The sequence below is a fragment of the Bacteroides sp. 51 genome (assembly GCF_010500965.1).
In the GTDB taxonomy this organism is placed as follows: Bacteria; Bacteroidota; Bacteroidia; order Bacteroidales; family Bacteroidaceae; genus Bacteroides.
In genome coordinates this window covers 24,623-40,817 of sequence record NZ_QVMI01000023.1, presented here as the reverse complement: position 1 = coordinate 40,817, position 16,195 = coordinate 24,623, and the positions used below count along the sequence as shown (strand labels likewise).

General features: G+C 44.3%; 6 protein-coding genes. All 6 read right to left on the bottom strand.

What is annotated here, in order from left to right; genetic code table 11:
* Positions 1-160: 160 nt before the first annotated feature.
* Positions 161-1,780, bottom strand: a complete 1,620-nt coding sequence (locus D0T87_RS16565; protein ID WP_163176240.1) for a RagB/SusD family nutrient uptake outer membrane protein — start codon at positions 1,778-1,780, stop codon at positions 161-163.
* A gap of 13 nt (positions 1,781-1,793) precedes the next feature.
* Positions 1,794-4,835, bottom strand: coding sequence for a TonB-dependent receptor (locus tag D0T87_RS16560; protein ID WP_163176239.1), 3,042 nt, complete (start codon positions 4,833-4,835; stop codon positions 1,794-1,796).
* Positions 4,836-4,861: 26 nt separating this feature from the next.
* Positions 4,862-7,240 (bottom strand): DUF2264 domain-containing protein, encoded by a 2,379-nt coding sequence (locus D0T87_RS16555; protein ID WP_163176238.1) that lies wholly within the window; start codon positions 7,238-7,240, stop codon positions 4,862-4,864.
* Between the two features lie 145 nt (positions 7,241-7,385).
* Entirely contained in the window at positions 7,386-8,687 is a 1,302-nt protein-coding gene (locus D0T87_RS16550) for a sulfatase-like hydrolase/transferase (RefSeq protein WP_203558708.1), read from the bottom strand.
* Between the two features lie 30 nt (positions 8,688-8,717).
* On the bottom strand, positions 8,718-11,744 hold the full coding sequence (locus D0T87_RS16545; protein WP_163176237.1) for a DNRLRE domain-containing protein: 3,027 nt from the start codon (positions 11,742-11,744) through the stop codon (positions 8,718-8,720).
* A 208-nt stretch (positions 11,745-11,952) separates the two neighbouring features.
* Positions 11,953-15,951 (bottom strand): two-component regulator propeller domain-containing protein, encoded by a 3,999-nt coding sequence (locus tag D0T87_RS16540; protein WP_163176236.1) that lies wholly within the window; start codon positions 15,949-15,951, stop codon positions 11,953-11,955.
* Between the last annotated feature and the right edge of the window lie 244 nt (positions 15,952-16,195).

Below are 16,195 nucleotides of genomic sequence, written 5' to 3'. Positions count from 1 at the left end.
TGCTACCATAGTACCCTGGTGTTGTTACCATAGTACCCAAAGGTTGTTACCATACTACCCTGTGAATACTATGATACTACCCTGGGGATGTTACCATAGTATGTTATGCGCAGCCAAACTCCCCTCCTTTTTGAGGAGGAGAGTTCTATTCAGCAACAATTTAATACCCATCATTCTGCGGGAAGTTCTCCTTGCCCATTTGGTCAATTTCCGATTGTGGAATAGGCCAATACCAGTGGAAAGATTTAAAATTACCGCGCGCTTCGATATAATCCTTATTCAAGCGTGGGTCCTCTGTCACCTTATCACCTGCATGTAGTTTGGTTCTTTGTTCCAGCAAACCAAGTCTTTTGAGTAGCGGCCATCTTACCCCCTCGAAGTTTAATTCGCGCGCATACTCATCTACCAGAATATCCAACGTTAGCGGACCGGTGAAACGGTCATTTCCTGCGCGTTCCCATATCTCGTTATAGTACTGAATCGCTTTCGCGCTTGCCCCGCCATCCTTATGGAAATACGCCTCGGCTGCCATTAAATACGTCTCCGCCAACCGGTAAATGATGATATCCTTAAAGCTCGATTTGCGTGAAGGAAGATCCGCATTCGTCCACATATCAAAATACTTGCGTGTACAAGGATGCAGACATTCCAGGTATAAAGTCGTTGTGGTAGTTGCTACATCGCCCAGATTTTTTCCGGCTGGCAATATCTCCTGGTCCAGATAATACCATTCATGCTTGAAATAATCCTGGTACCGACTGTCCTTTTCTTTATCATACAAACTCAACAGATAGCTGTTCGGATACACACGTCCCCAACCATAACCACCATGTTCGGAGCGGAAGTTACCCAAACCCGCTACTTTTTTGTAGTTCGGCGTACAAATCAAAGACATGCGATGCCCCGTCAGGTCAGTTTCATTTTCAGGAATAAAACCACCACCGCCAATAGCCATTGAGAACTGGAACGTCCATAATACCTCCGAGTGATTCAAATCCGCACCCGCGAATACCGCAGCCCGGTCATTGAGCAATGCATAGTCAGCACATCCAAAAATATCTTCACACTGCTTGATTGCTTCCGTCCAGTTTTCCTGCCACATGGCCACCTGTGCCTTAACATGCTTAGCCACCGCCTTGGTAAAACGACCATAAGAAACACCAGCCGGCGACGACGGAACCGTCCAATCCAGTACATTCATCGCATCCGTAAGATCCTCATTGATTAACTGGAAAATATCTTCCTTCTTAGCCGGAGTAAACACCCGGTCGAGGTTCGTATAATCCGTAGGAGAAGTATTCAGGTAAAGACGTTCGTAACGTTTGTAAAGTTCAAAATAAGAACGTCCCCGGAACAACTTCGCTTCCGCCCATGCCTTTTTCGTTATGGCACTCTCTTCCAATCCCAGTTTCTCGGCAGCCGCAATAACTTCGTTTGCCTTACCAATGATATTGTAATGATACGTCCACAAAGCGAGCGCCTGCGAAATGTCCGACTTTACATTATCCAACCGCGCAAAAGCCGCAGCCGAACCACCCCTGAATACCATGAGGTCCGTAGAATAGTCCATCATCTGAACCGTAAATAAATCCGACTGATTATCCGTAGCAAGCGTTCTGCTGTAATTATATAAGCCCGTTACTACTCTGCTCAGTCCATCGGGAGTGGTATACAGGTAATCTACCGTCACCTGTGTTTTCATCTCTTCATTCAGCATATCCGTACAAGAGGCTGTAAAGCCTAAGAGGGCAAGAACTAATATATATGTTATCTTTTTCATAATATCTAAGTGTTTAGAATGATACATTTAAACCGACAATAACTTGTTTCGCTTCCGGATAACTACCCGGAGCCAGTTCCGGACTATACGATTTAAACTTGGTAGCCGTCAGCAGATTTGTTCCCGTGCAGTAAATCTTCAAATTGTTGATATTTATCTTTTTCGTAAGATGACGGGGGAAAGTGTATCCCAACGAAATCGTCCTCAAACGGAAGTACGATGCATCCTGATAAGAACGGGTGCTGTTATAAACCGGCTGACTCTGGAATCTCGGTCTTGGTGCTACGTTCGAAGGATTCTCGGGCGTCCAGTAGTCTACTTTTATTGCGTTTAGTTTACCTTGCAAAGACTCTCCTGCAAAATAATCGTTTTTCAGAGTGGCGCCTTGTACGGTATAAAAATCGAGGTATAGGTCGAAACCCTTGAAATAAAGATTACTGGAAATAGAAGCGATATAGTCGGGATCTTTCTTAATCACCACACGGTCGTCGCTATTGATCTCACCATCGTTATTGACGTCTTTTACCTTGATGAATCCGGGTTCTACATTATCTGCACGGCCCAATGCTTTATCAGGAATACCATCGCCGTCGGTGTCATACGTTTTCTTCAATTCATAGATTGTCTTACCGTCCGATCCGGTGGATATGTCGAAGTCTTCGTACTGATATATCCCGTCGAACTGATAGTCAAAGTACACATCAATAGGCTGTCCGATAAACCATTTGTTGTTCACGTCGTCCAGGTATTTTCCCTTATCGTCCTTCTTATCGTTAATCTTCACAATCTCATTCTTCGACTTGGTGAAGTTTACACCCACGCTCCATTTGAAATCTTCGCGGCGGATCACATCGGCGTTTAAAGAAACCTCCAGACCTTGGGTACGGGTCTTACCCAGATTGTCGTACATTGTGCTGTATCCCAGAGAGTTATTAATACTTCTGGCCACAAGCAAATCGGTTGTTGTGGTGTTGTAATACTCAATTGTACCACTCAATCTGTTGTCGAATATACCAAAATCGACAGCGAAGTTTGCCGAACTAGTGGTTTCCCATTTCAGGTTCGGATTAGATAATTCCTTGTTAGGCAGATAACCCGTTTCGAGCACGTTGCCAAATTCGGTACCCAGCCCTTCGGTAGCTCCCAGCGTTTTGTAAGGCTTGATTGCCTGGTTTCCTACCTGTCCGTAGCTGGCACGCAACTTCAGGTTACTCAGCCAGTTAACCTCTTTCAGGAAAGCCTCTTCCTTTATTCTCCATGCCAAAGCCAGCGACAGGAAATCGCCCCACTTGTTCGATGGTCCGAAAACGGAAGAACCGTCGCGGCGCCATGCTGCTGTGAGCAGATATTTATCCATCAAACCATATTGTGCGCGTGCCATGAAGGAAAGCAAGGTACGTTCTTCGTATTTGCGTCCAATACCTGTTACATTTCCGTCGGGAAGCATATTCCAGTCAAAATCTACCGGAACACTGTTTGCCGAGTATTCCATATCCTTTTGCGTCTCTTCGTCCCAGCTTTGAACAAGCGTCAGGTCCAACCGATGGTCTTTATTCTTGATGGGCACCGCATAGTTAATGATGTTCTCTACCAGGAAATGCTCTTTATTTCCGTTTAACAACGAACCGCTTGCACCACCCAACGGGTAAGCCTTATTCTTATACTGACCGTCTTCTTTCTGGATATTATAGAACGAAGCGTTCAGGCGGTAATTGAATCCCTTGAACAGTTTGAGGTCCATAAATACATTCAGCTTGAGGTTATTCATCATAACTTCGCGGTTGGCATTCTGGGCGCGGTAGAGTGGGTTGACATCCAAAGACGAGTTGATAAACTCCGCAACACTGCCGTCTTCGTTGTACGGCTGTCCCAGTGGGGAACGGGTGATGTACTCATTGAAGTTACCGTCCTCGCGTGTTTGCTTGGAGCGTGCAAAAGAGATATTGCTACCGATACTTAACCACTTGTATACCTCATAGTCCATATTCAAGGCGAAGTTTCCGCGCGAATAATCAGAGTTCGGAGCCATACCGTCTTGCTTGAAGAAACCAAAGCTGGCCGCAATCTTCGTTCTCTCGCCGCCACCACGAATACTTAAGTCGTACTTTTGTACAAAAGCCGGATCGAGCATCAGGTCTTCCCAATCGGTATACCTCTTGTCTGCGTAAGCCTTTTCCATAATCTCGTCGGCCAGGACTTCATGCGGATTCTCGGGCATTCTTCCCATTTCCGTGCGTACCGCTTCTTTACGAAGTTGATAAAACTCCTCGCCCGAATAGAAATCGAAGTTCTTTTTCAGGAATTGCGTACCAACGTAGGTATTCAGATCTACCTGCACTTTACCCTTCTCACCGCGTTTGGTGGTGATCAAAATAACACCGTTTGCAGCTCTGGCACCATAAATAGCTTGCGCAGCAGCATCTTTCAATACTTCCAACGACTTGATATCCGCGTTATTCAGATTTGCAAATCCATCTCCGTCTACCGGAACCCCGTCTACTACATAAAGCGGCTCATTACCACCGGTCAGCGAGCGTTTACCCCTGATCAGGATATCGGGAGCCGAACCCGGACGACCGGAAGTAGCCGTAACATTGATACCGGCTGCCTTACCTCTCAACATATCACCCACGTTGGATGCAGGGAAGGTGTTCAGGTCTTCCGCTTTTATGGAAGTCACCGACCCGGTGAGGTCGCTTTTACGCTGAATACCATAACCTACCACAACAATTTCATCTAGTTGTTGGGAGTCCTCGGCCATCTGTATATTCAAAATGGACTGATTGCCTACGGCTTTTTCTATGGGTTCATAACCGATATACTTGAATACTAAAATGGCATTCTGCGGCACCTCCAGTGAGTAATGTCCGTCTAAATCAGTAATCGCACCGATGCTGGTTCCTTTCACCATCACATTTACACCAATCAAAGGACCACTTGCATCAGAAACAGTTCCAGTCACGTTTTTGCTTTGAGCACTGGCCGTTGTACCAATCGCAACTGCCACAAACATGCATAGCATACACAGTGCTCTTCTTAATACATTGTTTTTCATAATAATTAATATAAAAGTTTACGTATTTATTTTTTTAAGGCTTTATCTACTTTTAAATCGACACCCGACCACCCCTTCTTGCACGTCCAATCGGCTGCGGGAGACGACCAAAACGCATCGGTTTCGGGCAGTCCGAGCGCCACAAATACGGCCGAACACAGGTAGAGGCTACCGGTAGAGATATACGTCTCCCCGATATGAGGCTGATATCCGGCAAATCCGACTCTTAACCAACCTTCGGGATTAAACGTTCCGGGCGCATTGATCTGGCGATTGATAACCGCCGTCAGTCCGCACCGTACCTGCGCCGGGTTTACTCTCTCCGGAAGAATCGTTCTGTAAGCCACATCCGACAGAGCGTGGAAGGCACCGAAACGGTAAGCCAGCGACCGGCCTACGATAGGGTAGGTGCCTTCGGGAGAAATCAGTCTTTCCTGCTGTTCGGCATAGCGTGCGTAACGTTCAAGTTCAAGATCATAAGGAATGGAACTCTCTATTCCGTTTTTCCTCATGACCGCCAATACTTCGACCATCATGGGGTGGATAACGAAGCTATTGTAATAATCCAGGTGGAACTCCATTCCGTCGCCGTACCAACCGTCGCCTTTATACCATTCGGCAAAGCGGTCGCAGGCATATTTCACCCGGTCGTATTCCCACTCGCCGGTAAACTCTTTCAGGGCAGCTTCGACCATGGCGCTGAAAAACAGCCAGTTCGTGTCGGAAGGTTTAATCACCCGCGAGGATTGAAGTTCCTTGATCACCCGCTGCTGGGTAACCTTATCCAACTTACCCCACAACTGCGTAGGCGCTCTCAATAAACCATGCGCTAAAAAGGCGGCATCTACCAATGGCTGGCGACCTTTATTGAAGTTCAGGTAGTCGGGCGATTCCGGATTTACCCCGTTGGCAATGGATTTCAGCGTGAGATCAATGTACCTGGCACGCAATCTGCCTTCGATCGTATCGTCGGGACCCAACTCCAACCAGGTGGAAATACCGGTGATGAGGCGTCCGAAAGCTTCGAGGTGAGTCACTTCCCTTCGTTTCTGCATATCTTCGGCGATAGACTCTACCGGCATATTCTTCCGGAGTTCGCCTTTCGCCATATTATTTAATAATGGATAGGAAATACGGTGAAGAGCGCTCAACCAGGCAGAACGGTCGGCTTTCTCGGAGAAAGCGGTAATGACATCTACCACGGGACGGCCTTCGAGCAGGTTCTTATAGCGCATCAGGGCTTCGACGAAATAATAATCGGCATAGGTGAGCGGAGCGTCTATTTCGTATTGCTTGGCCACAAAACCTGTACAGTGTTGAATAATGAAGTGGTTATTATCGCCCACTTTCTTTGCCCGGTAGGCAGGGGAAGCCAGTGATTTAATTTGCTGTTCGCCGATGGTGAGGAACTGTTTGCCCAGTTCGCCGGGTACGTACGTACTCAGTTCCACGTAGGCAGATGCCATGATGGCTCCGGCAGAAGCATCGCGGCCTTCCTTCGGAATGTTGGGTGCGTCAAAGTCCCAATACGGAATTTTATCTTTAGGTAGACGGGGGTGGTTCATAATGAACTTTCCAACCTTGATGGCATGATCGAGGTATTCTTTCTTCCCGGTCTGGCGATACATCATAACGAAGCCATACAAACCCCATGCTTGTCCGCGCGACCAGGCCGACTCGTCATTTACTCCCTGGTGGGTAACCTGGTTCAGTACCTTGCCGGTAATTGTATCGTAGCTCACTACATGATAGGAGCTACCGTCGGGACGGAAGTGGCTGACCATCGTACGGTCGGCATGCGACTTGGCTTTATCGTAGTAGGAATTATCTCCCGTCAGGGAAGAGGCTACGGTAAGCAGTTCCAGGTTCATCATGTTATCAATAATCACGGAGAATTGCCACTTTTTGTTATTCCATGAGCGGGTGCAGCCCGTCACCGGGTGGAAGCGGGTGGACAAGGATTTTGCTGCTGTTTCTATAATTTCCCTGTAGGCTTCGTTATGGGTAAGGCGGTAGCCATTCCCGTAACTACAGTTGATCATAAAGCCAACGTCATGGTTATTGGTGGTGTATTTTTGATTTTCCACGCGTGAAGACATCTCTTCTGCGGCAGCCCGTATCTGCGGATCGTTAGTGTATTCATAGCAATACCAGAGGGTGCCCGGGTAAAAGCCGCTTGTCCACCAGGCGGACTCGCAGGTAATCATTTCACCGTCCTTTGCTGTCCGGGGAAGTATGCCTTTCTGGGGTTTCATTACGTTGTACATGGACATGGATTGCTTGACGGAAAAGTCGAGTGCATCATCCACCACTTTTTTCATTCCTTTTGATGCTGCCGATATGGATGGCACGCAGCAAATCAATAGTAGCAAACAACTGATCAGGATTTTGTTTTTGTTTCTCATTGTATTTATTTTAAAGTTTATACTTGCTTAAATATCGCCTCTTATCTTGTTCTCAAGTATCACAAAGGAATGCGGATTATACCTTTTCTAATATCACAATCGTTCTTTTGAGAATAAGAATTGTACGATTAGTGGGTATTTAACTCTATTTCCCAATCGCATACTCCTCATACCTATTAATAACCCCGAATAATTTATCATAAATCTTCTTTTGCTCTTTCGTCATATATTCTTTGGTAATAGAATGCTGTTCTTCAAAATCACTTTCCACATCATAAAACTCTCCCGACCGATAGAGCTTATACTTATGCGTTCGTGCAAATACGGCAGCTTTTTCATTATTGACCTGTTGAGGCGCATACCAGCAATACACCCACTGTCTTACATCTTTAGTTTCCCCTTTCAGTTGCGGATAGAAACTCTTTCCGTCCAACTCACGAAGAGAACCTGTATCAACCTTTGCCGCTTCACATATCGTCGGCAGGAAATCGGTAAAATCTATGAGATTGTTATTAACCTTACCAGCTTGTTTACCAGGATGATAAACAATTAACGGAACATGCGTACCGGAATCTATGGTCTTCCCCTTTCCACCCACATAAGGCTTTCCGTTTAATGAAGAAACGATAGTGGTAGCCGTGCCATTATCTCCCGTAAAAATTACCAATGTATTCTCCTTCAGGTGTAACCGCTCTAACTCATCCATAATGCGACCTACCAATTTATCCGTATATTTCACCATATCAGGAAAGTGTACAGGATCTCCCCGGTAAGTAGCAGACCGCAGCGGCGACCATTCTTCAGAATCAGGAGTAGATACAAAAGGCGAATGCGTTAAGGTCATCGGATAATACACAAAGAACGGACGTATTTCATTTTCGCGGATAAAATCCAGTACAAAGTCACAGTAGATATCAGGGCCGAATGCGTCGGGCGGAAAATGAGTCGTTTCGCTATTTATATCTATGATAGGATAAGCATACCGGGTATCCTGCTTCTGCGCGTCCACCGCCTTTTGCGTATGCTGCCAAAGGCAAGACTTGTCGAAACCAAAGTGCGCGGGCGAATCCTTCTCTGCACCCAACTGCCATTTGCCCGCAATGCAGGTGGCATACCCCGCTTCCTGTAATAGATTGGCAAATGTAGTCTCCCGCCGGTCCAACTTAGCAAAAGCAGTGTAATTGCGTACATTATACTTCCCGGTCATAAGTTGCACCCGGCTTGGGGTACTTAACGGATTGGAATAACAATGTTCAAACCGCGTACCCTCTTCGGAGAGTTTGTCAATGTTAGGGGTAGGGTAGCCACCGCCATTAGCGCCAACACACTCATATCCAAAGTCATCTGCCATAATCAATATGATGTTCATGCGATGTTCCGGTTGCGAAGCATACAACAAACTACTGCCCAAACAAAGGCCGGTAATCGAAAATAAAAGTCTTCCCATACTGCGTAATGTATATTGTTTCTGAATTTCCTACCAAACACATAATGCCGGTTTATTTTCCGATTCTTTCGTGCCCAACTGGCAGCTTTTACCATTATCGGCATCGTCTCCCAACTGGCGAACCTCTCTGATCAATACGAATGTAATTTCCGGTTGCCGGCACTTGCGTATAAGCGAAGTAACATCAAGCTGATGGTAAGATCCTGTTTCGTTCATTGCGATCTCACCGGCTACGTGTGCTGTGCGGCCTACATCCGTTACCCGGACCTGTTCTTTATCCAGGTTGGGCGCATTATTCCAATTCAGCGTATATTCATTCCAGTTACTATTATCCAATGCATAAACATGGAAACGATAGGGAGATTTAGCAGATGAACTCCCGTAAACCTGAAGGATAGCGGCATTCATCTGCGATTGATCTATTCCCGACAGATCAAACTTGATATAGCTTACTTGATTACTATTGATTCGGGAGGCATTCATCTCTACATTCATCGTTTTCGTTTTCCCGAAATTCTTCTCCTTGTTTGCCCCGGCTTTGACTGTTGCATCTGCTGTAGCCGTGAGTGTATGTAGCTGGCCCGAACAGATGGGAATAGTAAGAAGTATAACGCTTTGGTTGGGCAGTTCAAACGAAAGTTGCCCATCTGCCGGGATTTCTTTTACCCAAACCACTTCGCCATATGCGTTTGCACTCACTTCTTCGGCAATAACCTTGGTTCCCGTAGGAAGTTCGAGCGATTTCATATCCAGCGTGAGATGATTGGATGAGAGTTTCCGTTGTACCAGCCACACATAATATCTCATTTCCTCAGGATTAAAACAGGTGATTGCATCTACATCCTGATCTGCAACCGATTTTACGGTATGTAGCAACGGGCGTTCATCTTTAAACCCTTTAGCAAAGAGACGAACAACCTCGCCTGTCCGCTGAATGCCGCTTACATCATAAGACGAAGGGATGTCTTTAACAGACTCCGCATCAAACAATTTGATCTCCCGTACCTTGATGCTTCCCTTATCCATCGCCACAAAGCGGACTTTGGAAGTCGTGACAGGGGTGTCGAACAGAAAAAAGGATTGGGCATAACGCGCGTTTTCCTCTATTGTCTCTTTTATATCCGTCCACTGAGTGTTATCCCAATATTGTAACCGGAAATCTTTTACACGGTCGGGAGCTGTATAAACTCCATACGCCGAGCCTGTATACACTACAGCACCGCCTAACGTATAGTCTTTCTTCAGATTGATTTCCAGGCATTTTTTCGCATCCGTATCCGGAGAAATCCACATAGAAGCATCTGTCTTATCGCCATCGGTGATGACTTTTACCGGGACAGGGTGGGAAGAAGTCAGGTCCATTGTATTTTTACCTGATGCAACATTATTATATGTATCTTCTACCACCCGTTTGCCTTGCCAGATAAAGTGATGTCCCGACTTTATTCCTCGGGGATAGGTTGCGCTAGTGGTATTGGCAAATTTAAAAGCCCACATGCCATACCCTTGATTAAGTGTATTATTCGTGTACTCGCCCGCCCATTCCGTAAATAAAGAGGGCGAGTCCATTGTTTCCTCTTTATCAATGAGGTAAGCATTCATCCACCGGCCTGTTTCAGTATAAACAATAGGGAGTGATTGCTTTAAGGGATGATTCTCTACTATAATCTTTCGGATATCGGAAACCTTGGAGGCATAGCCTGCTGCCGGAAGATTGTAAGAGTGGGTAGAGAATATATCAAGCAAATCCCTGTTCAGAGGTAATCCACGATAGTCTATACGCAGGTTTTTTACTACTTCGGCCCACCAATTTGCATTGGAACCAGCCGTAACCGGGCTTACAAAACGTGATTTCAAATGCTTTCCGTACTGTTTGTTTACATCCTGAACCGCGCAGTAAATAGCATCGGAAACGATCTTCATGGCTTCTACATACTGTTCAATCTTCATGGGTCCGGCATGGCGGTGGTTGGGTTCATTATGCATGGCATACATGGTTACGTCTCCTGTTTTAGCTGCATAGAAAGCCAGTGCATAATAACGTTGCCATTGTTTCCACTTATTACTCCATGTTCCATCGAAATCCGTGGAATTGATCTGGATAACGGCTTCTATATTCAAACGTTTCAACTCTTTCAGGACGTATTCAAAGACCATAGAGTTAGTAGAGAAACATATATTTTCGCACTGTTCGGTAATGGGTTTCCACCGGATGAAACGGTTATGTTCCGGATGGCTTCGTAGTTCATATTTATAGGCTTCAAAGCCTTCCAGTGTGGATAGCTTCTTATCATTCAGTACCGCAGACTGAGGTACATAATCGTCTAGGGAAGTCCACACCCGCAGGCTGTTTACATTGGCATATTCAAGCCATCCGGAAATATTGCTTCCGGGCAGATAATATCCCTGGTTGTAGGCCACATATTTCATGGACTTGCCAATGACATTTTTGTGTACTGTCACTTGCATCTCCTTATCCAAAGGCTGATCAATCTTTTGCGTTGCTTCGCCCGTGGTGACGGGTACCGGCATGTTGGTTTTCTCCTTTCCGTATACTTCAAATTCATTGATCCGGATGGGTTCACCGTCTGTAGACACCAATTGAATCCGGAAAGTGGTTAGTTCCGGGCGAAAGGTGAACTCAAGTTTGTCCAATCTGTTTTCCGTACATTCGGTGTTGGGCAGGTCTGTCCAGTTAGCATCGTCCCAATATTGAATCTTAAAGTTCTTTACACACCAGAATCCCGGAGCTTTCCCTTTCTCCTGCACTGTTTGTTCCGAATCGGGTATGCCTGTATAGATAACGATCCGGTTGATATCGTAGTATCTTTCCAGGTTAATATGCAATGTATGGGGTGGCCGCGCATCGTTGGCGCTCATCCAACTGGACTTGCGTGAAATGACTCCATCGGTTACATAAGATGCCGGAAACGCTTCTTGCTGCGATGAGGCAGTAACAGGCTTATGCAAGGCTACATTCACTGTGTTTGCCTGTAGTCCCAGAAATGGTATGGCAACAGCTCCGTATATCAATAATAGTTGTTTCTTTAAATACATATGTTCTTTAATTTATTCGTACAAACCTTATATATCACTTCTGCATATCTTTTGCCCAGAATAACCTGACTGTTTGCACTGTTAATGACTCAGCAAATATGCCTACTTACAGGATGAAAGCATATCATAATCGTTCTTTTATAAAGCAATATTGTACGAGTAGGCGGTGGGGCATCGCTACCAGGTTCCCATGCGGATGGTGCATGGCTTATTTATCTTGTTTCTGATATTGAGCAGGGGTTACGCCGAATAACTCTCTAAAGCATTTGATAAAATAACTCGGCGAGTTGAAACCGACTTCATATGCAATTTCGGAGACAGTCTTCGTATCCGTCTGCTTTAAAAGCGTTTGTGCCTTCTTTAACCTGATATTTAGAATAAAATCGTTCGGGGTCTGTCCTGTAATGCCTTTAATCTTTAGAAAGAGTTTGGTACGACCGGCATTCATAGCCTGGGCAAACATATTCACATCAAAATCCGGATTGTCCAGATTCTGTTCGATACATATTATACATTGCTCCATGAATTGATGATCCGCGCTGTTCGTAGCTAATATATCGACATTGTTATCCGTTTGTTTGGCATATTTCTGCTGTAACAGTTTTCTGCTGTTAACCAGATTATTGCAACGCATGAACAAATGTTTCACATTGAACGGTTTAGTTACATAATCATCGGCTCCCATTTTTAGTCCCTGCATGGTATATTCTTCGGCTGTCTGTGCCGTAAGTAGTATCACGGGAATGTGGGAGGTGTCGAAATTGCTTTTTATTTTCCTGCACATTTCTATCCCGGACATTTTAGGCATCATAATATCGCTTAACACGATGTCGGGCTGGATTTCCTTTGTCTTTATGAGTCCTTCTTCACCGTCCTGTGCTTCGTAGACTGAATATACCCTGGAGAACAACCTGGCTAGTAGGTTGCGTAGTTCTTCATTGTCTTCAACAATCAGAATCCTGATCCTTTCTTCTTTTGATTCGTTATTGGATTTTTCGTCTTCTACTATGTCGGCCAGTATCTTGTCATTATACATGGTTAACTCTGAGATGCAGGATGAATCAATGTCGGGAGTCGCTACTTTCTCTGAGTCCGCGATGTGGCTATCTCCCAGCGGTAGTTCAACTAAAAAAGTGGTTCCTTTTCCTTCGGAACTCTGAACGCTGACTTTACCTTTGTGGGTTTCAATAATGCTCTTGGCAAGCGCCAGACCTATACCCGTACCTTTGGAGTTGTCCATGTTGTCGACCTGATAAAAACGGTCGAATATCTTGTCCAGGCTTTTTTCGGCAATGCCGACACCTGTGTCTGAGACTAGGATGACTACGCTATTCTCATATTCTTGTACCGACAACGAAACGGTTCCGCCCGGGGCAGTATATTTAAAAGCATTGGAAAGTAGGTTATAAATTACCTTTTCCAGTTGTACCACATCGAACCAGAGTTCCAGATTCTTGTCTTTATTGGGGAATTCAAAGTTAATCTGTTTCCCCCGGGCATACTCTTTAAAGGAGAGGTATATCTCTTCCAGAAACGGATAAATATCCTGACTGCTATACTTGAATTTCTCGAAACCCTGTTCTTGTTTTCGGAAGTCGAGAAGTTCTGTAATCAGGCGTTTCATGCGTAGGGTATTCCTATGGACATTCACTAGTTTACTGTATACTAAGGGTTGAATATCATTTCTTTCCATCAGCATTTCCAACTGGCTTACAATCAGTGTTAATGGGGTGCGGAATTCATGGGATATATTGGTAAAGAAACGTAACTTAGATTGGTTCAGTTCTTCTATTTGCTTTTTCTCTTTCTTCTCGTATTCAAGCGAGGCCCTCAACTTTAGTTTAGAGTAATAAAAACTCATGATAATATATGCAGATATAATTGCTATAATCGCATACAGGCAATAGGCCCAGGCCGACTTATAGAAAGGCGGTTTCACCACAATATCGATCTCTTTGCTGATGCTTCCTTTATCGGAATATTCTTCGGAACTTTTAATCATCAGTTTGTATTTACCCGGATTAAGGTTCGTATAGGTAATACCTTTACGATAGCCTGCATTTATCCACTCTTTATCAAATCCTTCCAATTTATAATAAATCCGGTTTTTCAATACGGATACGTAATTGGATAGCGAGAAATGAATCGTAAGGATGGAATGGTTATGGTTCAGCGTGATTTGCGGTTGATACAATATAGATTCCGAAAGAATACCGGAATCATCATTCGGTAATATCAGTTTATTATTCACTTCCAGGGAGGTAAAATTGAGCTGATAGGGCTTTACATAAGAGTTCAACTCTTTCTCGAAGAAAGAGATCATCATCTTGGGACCGGACAGGAATATCTCGTTGTCGCTGGCAACGAACAGTCCGTAGGAGTTCAATGCCGTCATCGGAAAACCGTTCTGCTTATTGTAGTTATAGAAACGTTGGTTTTCCATATCAAAACGGGAGAAGCCCTGATTGCTGGCTATTAAAAGATAACCGGAAAGGGATTCGTTTATATCCAGGATATAGTCGTTGATCAGATCGGAGTTACGCTGATTAAATGCCTTGAAGGTATTGGTGTCCGGCTCATACAGGAATATACCATCTCCTGAAGAACCCGCCCAGATATTTCCTTTTTTATCCTCGAAAAGCACATTAATCAGGTTGCTGCCTGTGACCTGCTTCGAAGTATTGGGGACAAAATATTCGTTCTGCTCCTGGGTTTCAAGGTTATATTTGACCAAGCCCAGGGAAAAGGAGAACCACAGATTATTGTTCTTATCAATAAGCATGTCAATGATTTGCCGGTTGTTGAATTTGCTGTCTGTCAGTGCCTTTGTGCATTTTCCGGTTTGCGGATCAAACAACCCTATTCCGTTATGAGTAGCGAGTAATAGATTCCCCTTATATGGAATAATCTTCCGGATGATATCATTAATCAGTGAATTCTTATCTCCGGAAACGTGCCTGTAATTGGTAAATGTCTGTGTATTTAAATCCAGTTTATCCAAACCTCCCTTTAGTGTGCCTATCCATAGGTTCTGGTTGCTTTCATCCAGATACAACGCCTGGACTGTATTGGATGCAAGGGAGTTCTTCTTATTGTCCTGTCTGTATTCAATGAAGGTTCTTGTTTTTCTATCCAGATAATTCACTCCTCCGCCTTCGGTTGCGATCCAGATGCCGCCTTTGGAATCTTCTTTCATTCTTCCGGCAAAGGGAGAGGTTAGTTTACCTTTCTGGGACTCATCAGGATAGTAATATCTGTATATCTCATAATCAGGGTTGAATAGGTTTACTCCACCATAATAGGTACCGATCCAGAAAGTTCCTTGCTGGTCTTTCATCATGCAAATGATAGAAGAATTGCTTAGGCTATACGTCTTATTGTCTTCACTGTAATGGGTAAATGTATTGGTAGTAACGTCCAGCATGTCCAAACCTTTAAAAGTACCGAACCAATAATTTCCCAGGTTATCTTCGGCCACGCACCGGATATAGTTACTGGAAAGCTTGTTTTTATAAGGCTCGTCTATAATCTGTCCACCGTTTCTATCTAACCGGAAAAGTCCGTCGTCTTTGGTTCCTACCCAGATGTTTTTTTTCGAATCTTCATAGATGCAACTTATATCCTTCTTGGGGAGATAATTAAGCCATTTCTTGTTGCTGTCTATCATGTACAAACCGTTATTCATGGTTCCTACATATAAATTTCCGTCTTGATCTTCGGTAATACAGGAAATACGCGCGTTGTCCAGGTGGTAGTAATATTCCAACTCATCTTTCGCACGGTTATAGGTAAATAGGGAATCTCTGGTGCAGGCCCATAGTCCGGAATTGCCATAACCAATGGCCTGGATGTTATTGTCGCGGATGGTATGGAAGATATTTTTTTTGATATCATACTCAACCACGGCATACTTGCAGCGGATATAAATATGACCGTTTTTATCACCACAGATGGTTCCGATGTTGTTATTATAGAGACTGTTTTTGTCGTTTTCTATCGGGCGGAATACATGGAAATCAGTACCGTTGTAGCGATTCAAACCGTCTTTGGTCCCTATCCATATAATGCCGAATTCATCCTGATAAATTGACGTAACTGTTGGTTGTGAAATACCATTCTCTACTCCAATTGCCTGGAAATGTATGTTTTGTCCAAACGAAAGGGTAGAAATGAGAAATAAAAGAAATGAAAGATGTTGCCTATACATAGTAGTCGATTCCTTTAATGTAAAAACAATATATAAATTATTTCCGGAGTATATCAAGCAAAATAATCGGTTTAACTAATGCCGTTTTTCCGGTGATAACCGGTGTGTTACAAATGTAATTGGAGGCTGTAATTATATATATAAAAATAGAACGATTGTATGCCAATATCGTACGCAGGATAACTTTCTTTACGAATTGTTTGTGTCGTCAAAGTGTTTGTAGTGATGCTACAAGAATCTTTGA

Excerpts from the sequence above, each read along its gene's own strand:
- D0T87_RS16555 (WP_163176238.1), bottom strand. The coding sequence starts at position 7,240 with ATGAGAAACAAAAACAAAATCCTGATCAGTTGTTTGCTACTATTGATT.
- D0T87_RS16565 (WP_163176240.1), bottom strand. The coding sequence starts at position 1,780 with ATGAAAAAGATAACATATATATTAGTTCTTGCCCTCTTAGGCTTTACA.
- D0T87_RS16540 (WP_163176236.1), bottom strand. The coding sequence starts at position 15,951 with ATGTATAGGCAACATCTTTCATTTCTTTTATTTCTCATTTCTACCCTT.
- D0T87_RS16560 (WP_163176239.1), bottom strand. The coding sequence starts at position 4,835 with ATGAAAAACAATGTATTAAGAAGAGCACTGTGTATGCTATGCATGTTT.
- D0T87_RS16545 (WP_163176237.1), bottom strand. The coding sequence starts at position 11,744 with ATGTATTTAAAGAAACAACTATTATTGATATACGGAGCTGTTGCCATA.
- D0T87_RS16550 (WP_203558708.1), bottom strand. The coding sequence starts at position 8,687 with ATGGGAAGACTTTTATTTTCGATTACCGGCCTTTGTTTGGGCAGTAGT.